This is a genomic window from Paenibacillus algorifonticola (assembly GCF_000971975.1).
Classification (GTDB): Bacteria; Bacillota; Bacilli; order Paenibacillales; family Paenibacillaceae; genus Pristimantibacillus; species Pristimantibacillus algorifonticola.
This window is the reverse complement of sequence record NZ_KQ040778.1, coordinates 240197-259164: the sequence shown is the minus strand read 5'-3', so window position 1 is coordinate 259164 and position 18968 is coordinate 240197. Positions and strand designations below refer to the sequence as shown.

At 48.2% G+C, this 18968-nt stretch carries 13 protein-coding genes and 2 CRISPR repeat arrays; of the genes, 1 reads left to right on the top strand and 12 read right to left on the bottom strand.

The features are described from left to right. Positions 1-122: 122 nt before the first annotated feature. From WH37_RS01145 to WH37_RS01135, 3 genes are all read right to left on the bottom strand, one after another. Positions 123-311, bottom strand: coding sequence for a CsbD family protein (locus WH37_RS01145; RefSeq protein ID WP_046228718.1), 189 nt, complete (start codon positions 309-311; stop codon positions 123-125). 88 nt (positions 312-399) lie between these two features. Beyond that, entirely contained in the window at positions 400-948 is a 549-nt protein-coding gene (locus tag WH37_RS01140; protein WP_046228717.1) for a GerMN domain-containing protein, read from the bottom strand. A 41-nt stretch (positions 949-989) separates the two neighbouring features. Beyond that, positions 990-2480, bottom strand: a complete 1491-nt coding sequence (locus WH37_RS01135; RefSeq protein WP_231594074.1) for an N-acetylmuramoyl-L-alanine amidase family protein — start codon at positions 2478-2480, stop codon at positions 990-992. Between the two features lie 247 nt (positions 2481-2727). Between WH37_RS01135 and WH37_RS01130 the strand changes: the two genes are divergently transcribed. Then, positions 2728-5253, top strand: coding sequence for an RCC1 domain-containing protein (locus WH37_RS01130; RefSeq protein WP_143088450.1), 2526 nt, complete (start codon positions 2728-2730; stop codon positions 5251-5253). Between the two features lie 325 nt (positions 5254-5578). Here the strand turns inward: WH37_RS01130 and WH37_RS35245 are convergent, their stop codons facing one another. The 9 genes from WH37_RS35245 to WH37_RS01085 all read right to left on the bottom strand — a co-directional run bounded on the left by WH37_RS35245 (position 5579) and on the right by WH37_RS01085 (position 18881). Then, complete coding sequence (locus WH37_RS35245; protein WP_143088451.1) at positions 5579-5998, bottom strand: hypothetical protein; 420 nt, start codon at positions 5996-5998, stop codon at positions 5579-5581. A 256-nt stretch (positions 5999-6254) separates the two neighbouring features. Beyond that, a CRISPR array of direct repeats spans positions 6255-7165; the repeat unit is 33 nt; unit sequence GTTTCAATCCACGCACTCCATACGGAGTGCGAC. 250 nt (positions 7166-7415) lie between these two features. Further along, on the bottom strand, positions 7416-8393 hold the full coding sequence (locus tag WH37_RS01120) for an SWIM zinc finger family protein (protein WP_063837988.1): 978 nt from the start codon (positions 8391-8393) through the stop codon (positions 7416-7418). A 21-nt stretch (positions 8394-8414) separates the two neighbouring features. Then, a complete protein-coding gene (locus WH37_RS01115; protein ID WP_046228714.1) occupies positions 8415-11111 on the bottom strand; it encodes a DEAD/DEAH box helicase in 2697 nt (898 codons plus the stop codon). Positions 11112-11420: 309 nt separating this feature from the next. Further along, positions 11421-12326: direct repeats of the CRISPR family, unit length 33 nt; unit sequence GTTTCAATCCACGCACTCCATACGGAGTGCGAC. A 227-nt stretch (positions 12327-12553) separates the two neighbouring features. Next, positions 12554-13129, bottom strand: a complete 576-nt coding sequence (locus WH37_RS01110) for an RNA 2'-phosphotransferase (RefSeq protein ID WP_046228713.1) — start codon at positions 13127-13129, stop codon at positions 12554-12556. A 3-nt stretch (positions 13130-13132) separates the two neighbouring features. Continuing rightward, positions 13133-14551, bottom strand: a complete 1419-nt coding sequence (locus WH37_RS01105; RefSeq protein ID WP_046228712.1) for an RtcB family protein — start codon at positions 14549-14551, stop codon at positions 13133-13135. A gap of 58 nt (positions 14552-14609) precedes the next feature. Beyond that, complete coding sequence (locus tag WH37_RS01100; RefSeq protein ID WP_046228711.1) at positions 14610-15401, bottom strand: nucleotidyltransferase domain-containing protein; 792 nt, start codon at positions 15399-15401, stop codon at positions 14610-14612. A 330-nt stretch (positions 15402-15731) separates the two neighbouring features. Next, positions 15732-16850: a slipin family protein gene (locus WH37_RS01095; RefSeq protein ID WP_046228710.1), complete on the bottom strand. Its 1119-nt coding sequence runs from the start codon at positions 16848-16850 to the stop codon at positions 15732-15734. Positions 16851-16874: 24 nt separating this feature from the next. Further along, positions 16875-17156, bottom strand: a complete 282-nt coding sequence (locus WH37_RS01090) for a hypothetical protein (RefSeq protein WP_046228709.1) — start codon at positions 17154-17156, stop codon at positions 16875-16877. Positions 17157-17414: 258 nt separating this feature from the next. Beyond that, entirely contained in the window at positions 17415-18881 is a 1467-nt protein-coding gene (locus WH37_RS01085) for an RtcB family protein (protein ID WP_046228708.1), read from the bottom strand. Positions 18882-18968 lie beyond the last annotated feature (87 nt).

Below are 18968 nucleotides of genomic sequence, written 5' to 3'. Positions count from 1 at the left end.
TTCGCGGGTACGCTCTCCACCTGCTTGTTCGTTATGCGCCGCAAGAAGCCAGCCTCCACGATTGGTGAAGACTGGCTTCTTGATGAACGATGCGGCTATATAGTCAAGCATTCGACCGCCGTCTACTTGCTGATTTTATTTTTTAGCTCACCGATTTTTTCCTGGGCGATACCTTTCACTTTATCCAGCTTGCCTTCTCCTTGCAACGATTCATTGTTCGTCGCTTTGCCGATCTGGTCTTTAATCTCACCTTTTACTTGATTGACTTTGCCTTTTATTTTATCGCCTAAACCGTTAGTTGAAGCTGTCATATGATCATCTCCTCTTTGGTTATATGTCTCTTTACCTCTTTAGAGAGAGGTTGAAACATTTCGATTGAGAGGTGAGCTGATATAGGAGCTATCTTGATCTCGTTCGCGTTATGGGATGATCTAAATCCGCATGTCCCATCAAGCTTTCGAGCTGTTTTCCATCAACCAGCAGATCGATTGTTTTGACTTCAACAAATTGAAACAAGGTCCAGGTCAAGGCATCCAAAGCAAGAATTTCACTGCCCGAACCGAGGCGCGCCGTGTCCGGCATACGAATGTCCAAAGTGAGCGCCCCGTCCTTGAAGCTGACCGATTTCAGCTTAATTTCCTGCGACCAGAGCGGAATCAGATTGACATTGTTACTGTTCTGCAAAGCTTTAAAGGCAGCCATATATTTTTCCCTAGCGGTTGAAAAAGAAATGTCCACCCCTGCTTTATCCAACCGTTCCCCTTGCGGGTCCGAATAAAACACTTCAATAGTCCGCGTTTTCACTTCTGCTGTGGGTACCGGAGTCTGGGCTATTTGCTGTGGCTCAGCCGCAGCCGCCGCGACTGTATGTGCCGACGACTTGTCCGCGCAGCCGGCTGTCATAATAATCGTTAGCAGGAGCGCTGCAATCGTTATTTTCGTGTTCATTCAAACTCCACCTCCTTGGGAATTGAAAGAAACAAGCTGTACTATTTAATACCCAAATATTCTTTAATTCCCTCAACGATGCCTTTTGCCATACGCATTTCCACCGTTTCATTCGTTATAACCGCCAAATCCGACGGGTTGCTCATAAAGCCTGTCTCGAGCAGAACCGCTGGCATCGTTGTCTCTCGTATGACGTGGTAGTTGGCGTATTTCACTCCGCGATCTCTCAGTCCAGTCGCTTCCACCAAATAGCGATGAATCGTCTTAGCTAATGGTATGCTCGAATCCCGCGCATAATACGTCTCTGTGCCCGAAGCTGTAGATGTCGTGTAGCCGTTGGCATGCAGGGAGACGAATAAATCGGCATTCAGTGCATTTGCCAGCTTCGCACGATTCGAAAGGCTGAGTGTAGTATCATCCTTTCGTGTCATCACCACATTAATGGCAGGCACCTGCCTCAGCAGTTGCTCGACTTTCAAGGAAAGCGCCAGGTTGATTATTTTTTCTTGCAGCCCTGTCAGCGCCACCTTACCCGGCTCCACTCCGCCGTGCCCCGGATCAATGACTACGATTTTTTTGCCGTCCGAACTGATTGGCGGAACAATCGGCGCACCGCCTACGTCGCCATCCACATTAAGGTCTACGACATAAAGGCCAGAATCATCGCTGACAAGCTGATAGGAGGTCGCCTGTCTCAAATCCAAAACGATGCGGATAGCCGATGGTTCGCGGGTAAACAAAGAATAACGCACCTTCGTAACATCTGAGCTGTCCGTAATGACAAGCTCGCCCATCTGGCTGCCATTCAAAGCTTGTCCATCGCCAAACGACGGTGCAAAAGCCGAATTTGGCAAATCGATGACAAGGCGATCCGGCGCCTTCATCGTGAAAATTTTCGGCCCTACTTTTCCGCTTGTCGTGACGATAAGGCGGTTGTCATTAAAGCTGATAGCGCTTACTGTTGACACGCCACTTGGGATAGCTCCATCAATAATGGTACCTCCCGTGTCGGAAGGCGACGGAATAACCGGGTCCGTTCCCCCCTCCTCGATGATCACTTCTGGAATCGGGCTCGTTAAAGTGACCGTCTTCGTCGTATTGTTCCAGCCGACCTTGAGATTCATCTGCTCGCCTACGAAGCGCAGTGGAACGAGTGTTGTTCCTTTTTTTATTACAGGAGGAACATCTATATCTACGGTAGCCGTATTGACCTTTGCCGCTTTCTGGCCTACCGTCATTTCAATGAGCGTGCCTTCTTTGCTAATTGTGACGGTCTGTGCCTGCTTATCCCAGAGCACGTCGTACCCCAAGCTTTCCGATACGACCCGAATCGGGACCATAACTTTTTTGTCAATAATTTCGGCTTTCGTGTTTTCAGGCTGGACAAGCTCCGTTCCGTCCAAAATCACCTTCGTATCCACTGCTGCTGCAAAGCTGTTGTCTGGAAGCGCCAACAAAAAGATAAATAATACCATCAAAAAACCAAGCTTCTTCATCATCCACTCCTGAAATTGTGTCATTTTTTGAATCATTGTTACCCCTCAATCCCAAATCATTTACAATAATTTCCCACAAAAAATTAGACGAGGATATTTTGAAAAAGTTGCATGAATCTAGTATTTATGATGGGATTCCTTTATAGATTAAAATAGGGAATTATATTGACCAAATAATGAGAACGAGTTATGTTTGTCACTGTGTTCGTCCTTTATGTTAGATTATGGATCAGCTAAAGTGAATAGAACATCTTGACTTTATACATAATCAGGGGGAAAAAAGATGAAAAAATGGTTCAGCAGTTTATCGCTTAGTCTATTTGTTATTTGCTTTATTTGTTCAAATACTATATTCGCTCAAGGCTTGGAGGACCATTCAAGATTGAATGCAACCCCAATCCCCTTCTCTTTGGAAGGATCGTACGAATACTATGTAAACTTTGACTCCAATCGGGTTGTAACGGTCGAAGGGATCATTATCAATAGCGCAAATTTAACCGTGGATTTAGAATTTATTGATCCAAGCAGCGGATATACATTAATCAAAACGCTGCAAGCCCCACTCAATGCTAAAGGCTACTTTAAAGTTGTAACTGAACCGCTTGATATTAGTGTAAGGCCCATTGTTGAAATCCAAAGTCCTACTGGCGCCCGCTATGGAACAGTGGATACAGAGCCTGGCACCCTGCTAAAAAAATATAAAAACAGCTTGGAATATGATCAAACAAAATCCAGCATCGACAGTACAAAAACGAGAGCAGAAATACAGGATTTAAAAAACCGTCTGGCTCTCGGAGATAGAGTTACTTACTCTGTTGATTCTAGCGGACAGTTATGGGCATGGGGCAGCATTCCGCAAGCACTATGTGATTCATCTAAAGCCTGCAAATCAACTGTTCCCAAAAAAATAACAAAGTTTAAAAATGTCAAACAAATAGCTGCCAACTATTCAACTGCCGCAGTATTGACAACAAAAGGCGAAGTCTATTTATGGCGCCACAATATTTCTTCTCCTATTTTAATGAAAGAGCTTCAAGGAGCTGTTCAAGTACAAGTAGGTGGGCAAGGGCATGGGATGGCTTTAAAAAAAGATGGAACGGTAATCGAATGGATTTTACCTTTCAATGAACCCTACCATGATGTTTACGAAACAGAAATAACGAAAGCACAAATTAAAACCAATCAGGTAAAGGGCCTGAAAAACGTCACAAAAATTTTGATCGGCCTTTCCTTCTATGGCGACTCCTATCTTGCATTAAAAAATGATGGGTCTGTCTGGGCATGGAAAGATGTAAGTGTGGCACTTAGCTATAAGCAAAAAGGGAAATCAACCGATACCGGCTTCTTGCAGCATGTATTAGCAAACACGGATACACCGCAAGAGCTAAAAGGTTTTCCCAAAGTAATGGATATTGGCTCACAGGATGCTGGGCCGCTACTTCTGACGGAAACCTATGATTTATGGGGTTATACAGATACAAAGGATAAGAAGGTTAACCTACCTGAAAAAGTTGCCAGCGGTGTCATTAGCACCTTTCAAAATATGAGATATGTGATGAAGGAAGATGGACGGTATTATCCGTTTGAAGCTGCGGGCAAACAAATATCGAATGAACCTTTCACCCCCTTTAATGACTACAAAATAATTGCTAGCGGTACGACATGGATTAATAATAGTTTGCATTATGCTGGAGTTAAAATAGATGGCACCTTAATGAGCTGGGGTGGAAATAATGGCGGTCAACTGGGGATTGGAAAAACGGCTGCCCTCAGTTTTGCTGTAAATCACATCAAAAGCATAAAAGACCCGATCGCTCTATCTGCCAATAGTGGGCATGCGCTTGCATTAAATAAACAAGGTGAGATTTATGGCTGGGGAAGCAATAAAGAGCATGAAGTTAAAAGCAGCAGTACGGAGGATGTTCTTGCTCCCTATAAAATTACGACTATCAAATCTACGATACAAGTAGCCGCAGGGAATGAATTTTCTCTCGCATTAACCAAAGAGGGCAAGCTTTACGGCTGGGGTAAACTAACTCGTTTAGGGGCAGCAGCCGATTCGGATAAGCCACTTCCTTTAGACCTAATCCAAGAGCCTATCAAAGAAATCGCAGCTTATAATAAGAGCGTCGTTATTTGGACATCAAGTGGGAAAGTATACCACCTTGGGGAGTGGGGCTCCAGTAACGTCACGAAAAATAAAAAGCCAGTGTGGCAGGTTAATATTAGCGATGTTATTTCTGTAGGTGTTAGCAACGACCGGGGATTTGCAGCCAAAAAAGATGGCTCTGTGTGGTACTGGTCAGGTCCAAAAAAAGAAGGCCCTATTACCGCTTCAAAAATCTCCGGCTTTTCAGGTATTACTAAAGTGTTTGCAGGCGGAGATTCGTTTAATGGAGATACGTTAATCGGAATCGATAAAAACAAAGGGCTATGGCGCTGGAATAGTTCGCAAAGTTTGGTCAGCAATATTAGGCAGAAGCCTTATCGAGCGACCAAAATCTATGTTGGACCCGTAAAAGAAAAATTAGATTATAGTACAGTTTCAACTACTGGACAATTAAGCCTTTATATAACGACACAAAAAGAATTATTATACGAAGGAAAGGCAATGGGCGGTTTGCTAGACCAGGACGGCCGGAATAAAAACGTTACAGCGATTGCAGCTTATGGAGAGAATTATTACTGGGTGTCTAAAGGCCGTTTATTGACCTATGGTTCAAGCAATAATGCTGGAGAGCTGGGTATTGGCACAAAAGGCTGGTATGAAGAGCCGCAAAAAGTAGTGGCTGCAACCAAGTTGTTTTAAATAAATAGCAATCAAACTTTAATTACGACCCGCAAGATGAACGCTTTGAAAAAGCGTCCATTTTGCGGTTTTTTATATTTTGATCACCTTAAATAAAATAAATAGAAAGTAAGGAAAGAACATTTTATTGAAAATATTGTTTCCCATCTTCAAAAGCCATGAATCGTTTCCTACATATCCAGTAACAAGACGCTACAGCCGTGAGTATCAATAATTCTCTTCATTTTCGCAAAAAAGCTTTCCTGCGAGTCCAGTCCGGAAATATCCAAAATCACATGATCAGGTGGATTAATTGCATCAGAATGGAGGATAGAGCCATGCCATGCTATGACGAGCAAGCGCTCAACCATGACAACTTTTGCCTTGCTGAAGGGAAATTTCTCCAGCTTATATCTGAGCAGCCCTCCGACCACGTCTTTAATATCCACATTTGCAGGGAGTCTACTTCTTGATAAACCAAAAAGTTGGCAGAAAACCATTTGCTTGCGCCTTGCTTTATCTGAAGCGGTTGATTTGCCAGCAGTTCAAACATCCCAAAGCTCAAGTCGCCACATTCGTAGCTAATTTCGATTGGGGCCTTCTTTTTTACTGAGACATTTTCTGGTGCATAGATATCCGAGAAATTCAGCAAACAGGTTGCAACCCCATCTGAATCGCCATTAGCATGAAAAAGATAATCGAATCCCTCAATCCATCCGGATGAAAATAAATGCCTTTCGGATTGACTAACCGTTATCTTAAACAAAGGGAACCCGCCTTTCCATACGAAGTGGTTAACGATGCGTTGTCAGAACAAGTATCTATGAATCTTAAGAGACTTGGGTCTTATAAATGATCTTGGCAGCTCAGTTGATATACATTGATAGCGGTGAGCAGAGACACTTGAAAAACGGTATTAGCCAATGTCTAAAAGAGCCTACCAGATAGATAGACTCTTTTATTTTGAGACTGTTCTCATGACTGCGACTGCAAAAGACAAGCATGCCCAGCAGCGTCGTAAAGTTTCAATCCACGTACTCCGTATGGAGTGCGACGGTAATGGTATTCAGACGTTATATGGCCATTTACAGTTTCAATCCACGCACTCCATACGGAGTGCGACATTGTCGAGGATTTCTTGCGCCGCATTAAGAAGCAGTTTCAATCCACGCACTCCATACGGAGTGCGACTCCTTGACCGAGGGCGGTCTATTTGTTTTTATTGTTTCAATCCACGCACTCCATACGGAGTGCGACCGACGGTGCAACAAGTCACAGGCCAAGCGGGGGCTGTTTCAATCCACGCACTCCATACGGAGTGCGACCCTCTAACACCGACTCCAAAATTACCGATTCTGGTGTTTCAATCCACGCACTCCATACGGAGTGCGACTCAGAGTGGAAGCAGCCAATTACGACGAATACCGGTTTCAATCCACGCACTCCATACGGAGTGCGACTACTAACAGGGGGGGTGCAAAAACCAAAATGGACTGTTTCAATCCACGCACTCCATACGGAGTGCGACTGAATCTATTATTAATGTTGGTCTCTTATCGCCTGTTTCAATCCACGCACTCCATACGGAGTGCGACGGGATACGCTCACCCGCTGTACGATTCAATGCTTTCGTTTCAATCCACGCACTCCATACGGAGTGCGACCTCCAACTGGATTAACTGGTACAGCTGGTGACGCGTTTCAATCCACGCACTCCATACGGAGTGCGACGACCTAAAAAGTCGGGAATTTCTTTTTGATTTTTGGTTTCAATCCACGCACTCCATACGGAGTGCGACATTCTCATAACCAACCATCCTATTTCAGTTTTGTGTTTCAATCCACGCACTCCATACGGAGTGCGACGAGGCAGCTTGAAGAGACTCAAATTCAGATCAAAGTTTCAATCCACGCACTCCATACGGAGTGCGACCGTGAAATTACATACAATTGATACCATCTTGGCATTAATTCATAATCTTTTCAAGAAAAATAATGCTAAGCGTATATGATTAAAACCTTGACTTTTTAAAGAATTTCTAAAATCCGACACATATCGACATTTTCTGAGGTGCGAATCCCCTAGGGATTTCATGGGAGCTTCACATTCGCACCAGAAGCGAACTTCGGGAAGCATCCCTTTTTCCAAGCCGCGCAGCAAGCAGCCACATGACCAGCCCCCTCTACAAACGTCTGCGACTCTTGCTCGGGACAGCGTCTGTTGCTACCTGAACTGCCTCAGCAACTGCCTTGTTTTTCGGCGGCCTTCCCCGGCGCGGCTTCGTTCCCTCGCTCCCTGCGGTCGGTTCAGCCTTTGAAGCGCTCGTCTCAGTATCCGTCTTTGCTCCGCCTATACTACGACCCGTTGCAGCCATGTTCCTGTCAGCCTGTTTCCCGATTCCTTTAGCAGCAGAAGTTCCCTCTTCAGCCCCCATATCCAGCTCAATTCCAAACTTGCTCCCCAGGTCACCGTCATCCACGACTCTCCGACTGCGGCGACCTCCCTTGCCAAGCATCTCTTGAGACTGCGCAGCAAGCGATGCTGAAATAAGCTCGTCCATCTTCACATTGCGAAGCTGGAAGAACAACGCCGAATCATGATCGAATCGGGCACCGATGCCATACAGCACAGCCGCTACATGCTTGCACATCACCGCATAATCCGGGCAGCTACAACGGAAGTGAATATCTTTGGGCGATGGAAATAAGCCTGTGCCCTTGGTTGTGAACAACTCAGACAGCCCTGCCGGAAACTTGCCCCCTACGAGTTCCTGCAGCGAGCTTATTTTGCCCGCACACTCCTTGACGATCTGCTTCCATACCGAACCAGGCAACGGACCCACTGTAATCTCTACCTTATATGGCTTAGTCGAACTGCCCTGAACAAGCGCCTCTACCTTGCCGCCAGCCATTTGCAAATCGAGTACCGCACCGTGCCTCACATAGCTGCGCCCACGATCAATCCGATTGCTGTAATCCGCATAGCTCTCCAGATTTGCACACCACGCCTTGCCCCACCAGGTTGCCGCAACGGTACGTCCCGTTATGACAACCGGCCATACTTTAGCATTTTTCTGCTGCAATTTTTCTGCTGCCGCCGCTGCCCTGCGCTTCCTCTCTGCAACTGACACATATTCAGGGAAGCCATTATAAAATGCCATTTTCCATCAACTCCTAAAGCTCTATTCCGTCAGCTTCATCAAATTCAACAGTTGGTCATTGTCCATTTCCGTTATCCAGCCCTCCTGAATATCTGGCACGATTTCCTGTGAAAGACGCACCTTGTCCTCGATGATTTGATCGATTTTCTCCTCAATCGTTCCTTGTGTAATGAATTTATGGACGATCACATTGTTCTGCTGACCAATCCGAAAAGCCCGGTCTGTCGCCTGATTTTCCACCGCCGGATTCCACCATCTGTCGAAATGAACCACATGATTCGCCGCCGTCAAATTCAGCCCAACTCCACCAGCTTTAATAGAAAGCACCATAAACGGCACATACTCCTTGCCCTGAAAAGCCTCCACCAGCTCTTGTCGCTTCCCAATTGGCGTTTCGCCATGCAAGACAAGCCCCTTATGCTGAAAAATCTGCTCTAGAAAAGCCTGCAACGCTTCCGTCACTTCCTTAAACTGGGTAAAAATAAGCACGCGTTCCCGCTTCTCATAGATCGTCTCGCATATTTCGCGCAGCCGTGCAAACTTGCCGCTATCCGGCTCCGCATACACCTGCTGCCCCAAATATTGATCAGGGTGATTGCAAATTTGTTTGAATTTCATTAACGCCGCAAGCACCAGCCCTTTGCGCTGAATGCCCCCTTCCGAAGCCATAAGCTTCTCCTGCAATTCCTTGACTAGCTTGTTATACAGCACGATTTGCTTTTTCGTAAGCACCGCATACGTTTTCATCTCGATTTTGTCAGGCAAGTCGGTAATGATCGTACGATCCGTCTTTAACCGACGCAAAATAAATGGACTCACCGTCTGCCGCAATCTGCCATAGCCCTCGCTGGAATCGCGTAGTCCACGCGTGAATGCGCCGAATTCCTTTACCGTTCCGAGCAGCCCTTTATTGAGAAAATCAAACAGCGACCATAGATCGCCCAGCCTGTTCTCTATCGGCGTACCTGTCATCGCGATGCGATAGGAGGCTTTGATTTGTTTGACCAGCTTCGTCTGCTTAGTGCCCGGATTTTTGATGGCTTGAGCTTCATCGAGAATGAGCATGTCCCACGCTTGCGCACTCAGCCACTCATGCTTGGCAAGCATGCCGTAGGTTGTAAGTACGAGCTGAATCCCCTCTCCAAGCGCATCAGCTTGTTGAATGTATTTATTTTCTGACGGATGGCATACGTAGTAATTCAGAGAAGGAGCAAACTTTCCCATCTCCCTCATCCAATTGCCGATCAGTGAAGCCGGAACGACGAGCAAGGCTCGCTCCTGCCGCACACTTCGAATGTAGTTAAGCAGCGCAATAATTTGTATCGTTTTGCCCAGACCCATATCGTCCGCCAGACAAGCACCCAGCCCCAGCGTCTTCATCATATGCAGCCAGCTTACGCCCCGCTCCTGATAAGCGCGCAGACTTGCCTGAAAATCCTCCCCGGCACCGCCAAGAGCTTCAATGCTGCCGGGCTGTTGCAAGCGATCCATAACCGTTTCCAGCCATTGCCCGTTCGTAACCTCGATCTCGACCTTGTCCGAATCCACTTGCAAGACGCGTTCCGCATTCATATGAAGCTTCATCGCCTCAATGATGCTTAAGCCCGAACCACCAGCGGTTTTCTCTGCCCGTTCGTAAGCATCCAGCGCCTGCTGCAAGCGCTTATGATTAACCTCCACCCATTTGCCCTTGATGAGTGCCAGCCCTTCCTGCTCGGTAAGCAATTGCCGCAGCTGTTCCGCAGAAATCCCTTCATCTCCCAGCCAAAGCTCAGCATTAAAACTCAGCAATGCGTCTGCACCTAAACGTGATGGCTGCTTTTCTCCAACGCTGACATTTAGCTTAAGCGAATGGGCTTTGCTGCGCCACCATTTGGGAATTCGGCACAACACGCCTGCGTCCTCATATAGCGCTACCTCACGCAGAAAATCATACGCTTCTTCAGAAGTCAATCCAATTGGATAAAAAAGATCGCCGGACTCCACCAGTTCGCTAATTAGCTCACTTTGCGCTGCCGCACGGTGTACCGTTGAAAGCAGTTCCAGCAGCTTGCCGCTGTTCTCACCATATTCCACCAGCGCCTGCTTGAGCGGCAAATGTCTTGTTTTGCCCGCTTCCTGCTCCTCTGCCGCATAAGTGGACAAGAAAGAAAAGGGAAACTCACTCCCTTCCTTGCTCTCTACGAGGTGGAAGTAGACACGCCCTGCTGGCTGGAAAGCAGACCCGCTATCCACAAACCATTGCGCCATGCTGCCGCTATGCCGATTTACACGAGCTGCAAAAGCGCGATGCAGGCCACCCCAAAGCTCCTCTATCCAGTTTTTGTCCAAAAATGGCGATCCAATCAGATACGGGGCAGCTGCCAGCCATTCCTGTACATCCTCTTTCTCCAGCGGAAGGACAACCGCATCGCGCTGCCCTTCCAATTCAGGATGGCGCGCCATTCCTCTCACGAATGCGGTCCCCATACGCTGCAAAAATCTGAGCGACTCCGACAACGTCTCCTTCTGCCGTTTTAAAGCCAGGTCTAGCAGAAATTCGTCCGGATTTTCACGAAACAGCTTGTACAGCTCATCTTGAAGGGCTTGCCCGCTGAATTCCGAATCGGACTGCAAGGTCTCCTCCTGCCAATCAAGCTCATATTGCCCGCCTTGGAGCAGAACGGCGATAAGCTGCCTCCTGCCGGTACCTACAGCTGTTTTGCTTTCCTGCTGCATCACTTTCACTCCTACTATATAGTAACGAGTTTACCTCTTTTCTCGTTTAAGCACCGAATCACGATCTCTTTCATTGACAAGCAAAGACGGTCATTACCCTCTATTTTCACACAACGCAAACTACGTTTCAATCCATTCGTCATCACAAAATGAAAACTTGCCCCATCTGTCCATAAATGGTCCAGTCACGCCGAAAAAGCCGCAAGCATCGCTTGCGGCCTTCACGATTTTAGCCTATCATCATACTGTTCCGTGCAGGTACGAAAGACGGGTTGTGTCTGGATGGAAGAACTGCGCCTTTGATATAACGTTTCAATCCATGCACTCCATACGGAGTGCGACTCAAAAACCGACATGATGCATTTAAAAAAACATTGTTTCAATCCACGCACTCCATACGGAGTGCGACCATTCATGCCTGTAACTCCAACGCCAATTTACAGTTTCAATCCACGCACTCCATACGGAGTGCGACTGGCATGAGGATGACCTTGTAGGCAGGTTGTTAAAGTTTCAATCCACGCACTCCATACGGAGTGCGACCTGAAAGACGCAGATGGCAAGCTAACGCAGCTTGTTTCAATCCACGCACTCCATACGGAGTGCGACGCAATTTATGATGTAGATTACCTGAGAGCGAGGTGTTTCAATCCACGCACTCCATACGGAGTGCGACAGCTGGGGATTAGCTCGGCGCTTGTACGGAAGTGGTTTCAATCCACGCACTCCATACGGAGTGCGACGCAAAAGAGCCTCATATCGAGCTGGTAGACGGCGGTTTCAATCCACGCACTCTATACGGAGTGCGACAAAAAAATCCTGAGAATTCAAATCTGAGTTTTCAAGTTTCAATCCACGCACTCCATACGGAGTGCGACGCTTGAGCATATCCAATTCCATGCATACCTCGTTGTTTCAATCCACACACTCCATACGGAGTGCGACTTTACCAGATTTTGAGCTGGTTACGAAACCCCGATGTTTCAATCCACACACTCCATACGGAGTGCGACACCTTCGCCTAATACTTTGACGTTGTAGGCCAAGTTTCAATCCACACACTCCATACGGAGTGCGACTGGTCATTGATCTACTTAATGAGACGGGTGACAAGTTTCAATCCACACACTCCATACGGAGTGCGACTTGCAGGGAATATGAGATGCTGGCGACAAAAGATTGGTTTCAATCCACACACTCCATACGGAGTGCGACAGCGAAAATACATACAATTGATCCCATCATGGCATCAATTCATAATCTTTTCAAGAAAAACAATGCTAAGCTCATATGATTAAAATGTTGACTTTTTAAACACTCCCTCAAAAACGACATCAATCGACATTTTCTGAGGTGCGAATCCCCTAGGGATTTCATGTGAGCTTCACATTCGCACCAAAAAACGGCTACGATTACCTCTGCTAAAATTGTAACTCTTTTGCCTAAGATTTCTCCGTATCCATCGGCAAATCATATATCCGACAGCATGCCGCCGGAATCTCCTCTGCAAGCCAAACCTCATTGCCTGCATAATAAAAAATAACGCCATGCTCTGCAGCGAGCTGCGTATCCACTTCCAAAATCACGAGCTTGCCCTTGCGGCTGCCCGCGAGGGCTGCAAAATCCAGCCCCTCCGACAGATGGCAATACTGGCGGCCCATCGCTTGAATGCCTTCGCGCAAAATCGCCGCCACTACCGCTTCATTCGTGCCATGATACAATACTTCAGGCGGCACCGCAGCCGGATAGCTCACCTTTTGCACGCTATGCCCATAACGGGCGCGAATGCGCCCGTCTGCAAGCTCAAAGCGCTGCTTCGAAGAGCGCTCCACAACATAACGAATATGCGCTTCCGTTATGCTGCTCCAATCCGGCTGCCGGTTAATGGCAGCCAGCAGCTCGCTAAGCAAGCAGGAGCCGTCGGCTTCATCGAGCAGGATGCCAAACTTTTCGGGCGCATGCCGCAAAATTTTGGTCATCATCTTGCTGAGGCTTTTTTCCCGTTTATCCGTTAACATCGCTTAAGCCCCCTTAACCGTTGCCAGCGGCTTGCATTTGGCCACAACCTCGGCCAGTCCAGCGCCAACGACGCTCTCAATAATTTGATCAACATCCTTGTACGCCTGCGGCGACTCATCGACCATCGACTCCAGCGAGCGCTGGTTGAGAACAATTTCGTCCTCCATCCCTACCCGCATCGATGCAGCAAACTCTTCAACTGTAATGAGCCGTTTGCTTGCACTCCGCGAGCGGATGCGTCCAGCGCCATGGCAGATGGAATGATAATTGTCGCGGCCTCCCGGCTTGCCCACCATAATGTAGGAGGAGGAGCCCATCGAGCCAGGAATAAGCGCCGGATGCCCGGTTTCCTTGTAAGGCTCAGGATTATCCGGATGCTGCGCAGGGAGCGCTCTTGTCGCCCCTTTGCGATGAACGAAATACGAATGCCCGTCATGCTCTTCCTCCCACGCGTAATTGTGCATGAGATCATAAAGCGTCGACATTTCAAATTTGCTGCCAAAAACATCCTTGCCCGCTTCGCGAATCGCATAAGCGATCAAATGGCGGTTGACGACCGCATAGTTGAGGGCGGAATACATCAGCTCAACATAATCTTTGCCAAGCTCATGCGCAAGCGGTGCGAACACCAGCTTTGGATCGGCAGTGCCAAGCCCTTCGGCTTTCATCATTTTAGTCATATTGCTGCTGCAATATTGGCTCACCGAGCCGCCCCATGCACGCGAGCCGGAATGAATCATGATGACGACCTGACCGTCGGTCAAGCCCCATGCTTCCGCGATTTCGCGGTTTTCCTCAGGAATTTCAATCGCCTGAATTTCAGCAAAATGATTGCCGCCGCCGAGCGTTCCCAGCTGCCTATGCGAGCGATGCCATACCCGTTCTGGGAACAAGCCCAGCGCACCGCCCTCCACATAAAATTTGCTGCTTTCCACATGCGTCAGCGAAGTCGCTTTGCGCGGTGTATAGGCGTCCGGAATATATTTTTTCGGCAAGCCATGCAATCCTTTTTTCACAACATGCTCTAAGCGAATATCTGAAAAATGGCCCCGCCCATGCTCTTCCATCGGCAAATATTTCTCAATTGCCTTCACCAGCTTGCGGCGCAGCTTCACATCCTTCAATTCATCCTTGTGCAAATTGGTCAAATGAACCCGCATGCCGCAGCCAATATCGCTGCCGACAATCGAAGGCGAGACGTAGCCGTCCTCCACATTCCATACCGCGGTCGTTCCAATGCACGTACCTACACCAACATGAACGTCAGGCGTGTAACCCATATAAACTTGATTCGGTATTTGCAAATTGTTGTTTGCAAGCTCAAAAACTTTATAATCCAGCGCAGCGAACAGCTCTGGCCCCGCATATACATGCACCTGCCCCGATGGCAGCTTCACTTGTTGATAATAGTTTTGTAACATAATCTAAATTTCCTCGTTTCTTATGCTGCGGCTGCGCCCTGCCGCCTTACCTGCTGCCCTATACCGCGCCCGGCCCCCATACTTCCCGAAGTGCCGAGCGAAATAGTTCATCCAGCGCTTGATCCTGCTTCTGCCCCGAAGCTGGCGCTTGCTTTGCCACTTCCTCATAATAGGCGATGCGCCTAGCTAGAAAATCGTTAATAACGCTGATTTTCGGCTCTAAATCCAGCTCAATGCCCGCTTTCTTGCGATCAAGCAGCGTCAGCACCTCATGCTTAAGCAACGATTCCGGCAGAAGTTCATGCACCAGCTCCTCAAATGACAGAGGCGGCACAGTGCCACGCTCTTCAACCCACTGGCAGGCGAGCACTGGGCGCAGCACGTAGAAATATTTTTTAATTTTCACTTGGTCGCCCTGCAAATACTCGCGAAAGTTTCCTTTCGCCATATGCAGGTAATGAAAGATGCTGGAACGTGGCGAGAAGCTCGCCGGGAGCAGCTTGCGAATTTGCTCCGCTACCGTCGTTTCCTCTAAATAGTTGATCGGCGATTGCAGCCATTCCAGCAGCGGCGGGTTCGATTTACGGAATAAATTTAGCGCCTTTTTCAAATCCCAGCCGTTAATATCGAGCATGTCGCTGATCGGGCGTTCGATCACATCGCGCTGCTCAAAAATCGATAAATACCAATCTGTCTCCCGTACATAAATAAATCTTACATCGTAATCACTGTCCTTTGATGGGAAGCCCCATGCACGGCTGCCTGACTCGCAGGCATACACAATACGCACGCGTTCCTCCACTTCTATTTGGCGCAGCTCGGCTGCTATTTTAGCTTTATAATCGCTCATCCGAAGCCCTCCTTTGTTTTTTTGGCAACAAAAAAAGAAGCCACAGACATTCGAGCATCGTCCATAGCTTCTTAAGTGAATAGAGCTATTGCAAGTCGGTATAGACAGCGCGCAGCTGGCCTATAACTCTTCGACTTACAGCAGTTGGTTCCGCTGAGGCCGATTCGCATGGACGATAGATATGAAATTGGTTTGTGGGATAATCATCATATTTACGGACATTTGTTTCGGCCTCCCTTCAAGTTATTTCGTTCATCTTACTTGCGTCCCCAGCATTTGTCAACCCATTTTCAGTAAAAAAATACCCCGATAGCCAGCAAGCGCCAGCTATCATTCATGCTTTGCGCTCAGCAGCGAATTAAGCTGCTCCAGCATATTGCCGCCGCTGGACAGCGAAATCGTGCCGATTTTCTCGCAAATTTTTTCCATGAATTCAAGCTCCTTGAGGCGGTACAGCGTCATATTCTCATCCATCAGCTTCGCTGTGTTCAGCAGGCTGCGGGTCGAAGCCGTCTCCTCGCGGCGGGTGATGAGATTAGCTTGCGCTTTTTTCTCGGCAATGAGCACGGTGTTCATAATGTCCTTAATATCGCCCGGCAAAATAATATCCTTCACGCCTGCGGACAAAAACTGGACGCCGTAATCATCGCCTTTCTCATTCAAGCGTGATAGCACGAAAGCGGCGATTTCCTGCTTCATCTTCAGCAAATCATCGAGGCGCAGCGTACCGACATATTCCCGCAAAATCAGCTGCAGCGCAATATACACCTGATCCTCGAACGATTTGATCATCAGCACTTTAAGTGGATCGATGATTTTGTATTGGCAGACAAAGTTGAGCCGCAGCGTCACCTTATCCTCCGTCATCATTTCCTGTCCCGTCAAATCGAGCTGCTGCTGGCGAAGATCCGTCTTGCGTACGAGCACCGTCGTAGGGCCATTCCAAAAATAATATTTGCCCGGCGCCAGCTCGCGCTGCATGACATTGTTGTAAAACAGCGCCGCTGTCTCATAATTCGCTACCTCCACGCACTGGTAGTAGCCATTCAGCTTCGACATAATCGCGAGATTAATGTCCTTGCCAATCTCAGGCTGGCGGATGTCCGCATGAACGAATGTATGCTTTTTCAGCACATTCCAGAAAATATGCTTGCCCGCCGTCAGCAGGGCACTAAACTTGCCGTCCACATAGTGCAGCACATATTCATAATCCTGTACCTCAACGATTGTAAGCTGGGCAAGCAGCTCCTGATCATGCAGAAACAGCTCGGCATCCTTGCCTGGAATTTGAAAGCGCTTCGTCACATTCAGCACGATCACCGTTTCCTCGCGCCATGCGGACAAGCGGTATTTGCCTGGCTGCAAAAGCTTAACATAGCCGCCTTTACGGAACAGCAGCGCACGCTCGTCGTCTTGTATAATCAATGGATTTTTGAGTTTAGTCGTCATATAAAGTCACCTCATTCAGGTTGGTTAAACGTTAAATGGTTGGTTTGATTTGTCATTTGAGTAGTTGTGATTCTTACAATCAGGAATGCTTCCTGCGGATAAAGCGGAATCAGGCTTAAGAGCATCGTCAGGCGCAGCAATCTGCGCGGTGCTCTGCGAAGCATAACGGTCCCGTTCAACTTCAACCGGCCGATCCTTCGCTTTGCGGGCCGCAAAATATACTCGCTTGCCCTGCTCGGTATCCACCGATTGCATAGCCGTGCCGCAGCGCCGCCGTACAGGCCGGCATGAGCATTCCTGCTGCAAGAGTCCCCTAATTTTTCGCTCCTTGGAAGGGAGTTGATGTGTGCTATAGCATAGCTACAGCTGCTCCAATGCTCCGTATCAAAACGGTTGGGATTCGAACCCCGATTCTAAAGCTGGTGGGGCCCAAGCTTCATGCACTTTGCAGCACACAAGCGCACAGCGTACGCCCGTACTGCTGGATCATATTGAAATCCATGCCATGGCAAAGCCATAAGCTAGCAACCCAATCTATTATTGAAGTTATCTTAAATAGCAATGTTAAGTGCCTTTAATAGCAGCCATCGGCTGGCATTTGGCAACGACAGCGGCAAGCGATGCGCCAACCACACTGTCGATAATTTGATCCACATCCTTGTAGGCTTGCGGACATTCATCGAGAATGTCTTGCAGCGAGCGGTGGTTGACCAAAATCTCATCGTCGCTCCCGACGCGTAGCGATTGCTCGAATTGATCGACGGTGACCAGCTGCTTTGTCGCCCGTCTCGATCTGGCGCGGCCCGCCCCATGGCAGATGGAATAGAAGTTTTTTAAGCCCTCATCCTTGCCGACCATAATATAGGATGCCGTTCCCATCGAGCCTGGAATGAGGGCGGGATGCCCCGTCTCCTTATAAGCAGGCGTATTTAGAAAATGGTTCGGCGGCAGCGCGCGTGTCGCGCCCTTCCGGTGAACAAGCATCGGCTGCTTGCGGTGAAACTCCTTCAGCGCGTAATTATGCATCAGATCATAAAGCACAGGCAGTTCCATCTCAGGGCCAAAAACATCCCTGAACGCTTGCTGGACGCCAAACGCAATCATATGGCGATTGCTCACGGCGAAATTCAGCGCCGAATACATCAGGTTGAGGTACATTTGCCCTTCATGGCTGGCAATCGGAGCATAGACCAAATTCGGATCGGGATTGCTGATCCCCCACTGGTGCATTGCTTCTTTAATCACTTTGTTGTGTTCACGACCAACCATTGCGCCCCATGCACGCGAACCGGAATGAATCATGACGACGACCTGCCCATCGAACAAGCCCCATTTTTCCGCCAATTCGCTGTATTCCTCGTTGATGTCCAAATATTGAATCTCAATAAAATGGTTCCCGTTGCCGAGCGATCCAAGCTGTCCGTGGGCGCTGCGTTTAATGCGCGGCGGCAAATGCTCCAGCGCTTTATGATCAAAGCCGAAGGCCGACTGCTCGACATGCGTTAGCCATTGCTCATTCGGCACATATTTGGCCGGGAGCCCTTTTAGCCCGTGCTGCACAACGCTCATAATGTCGATATCCTCATAATTCGTATTCGTCCGCTCATGGGTTGGCACGTATTTTTCGATCGCACTAATCAATGCTCGGCGCACCTCTTTATCCTGAATATCGCGCTTATGCAGCGGCGTTGTGTGCACCCGCATCCCGCAGCCAATATCCGAGCCGACAATCGAGGGCGAAATAAAGCCGTCCTTCATATTCCAAACTGCTGTTGTGCCGATGCATGTTCCTACTCCGATATGTGCATCTGGTGTATAGCTCATATATTGATTACGCGGAATGCGCAGATTGTTGTCAGCCATCGTATAAGCATTGGGCTCAAGCATTGCGAATACTTCGTCATTCGCGAACACATGCAGCTTGCCGTGGGCGAGACCAAGCTCGCGGTGATTTTTCCCTTTTAGCTGAATCGTCTTCTCCAAACCTTTAGCAGCTGCCTCAGCTTCTGTCTTTTCATTTGTTGTTTTCATCCTTGTTCCTCCTTCATGCTGCTGCGCCATTTGCGCTCCGTCGTCCGCCCTTGATAAATCTGATTTTGCCTTAAAAGCAAGCTCGCG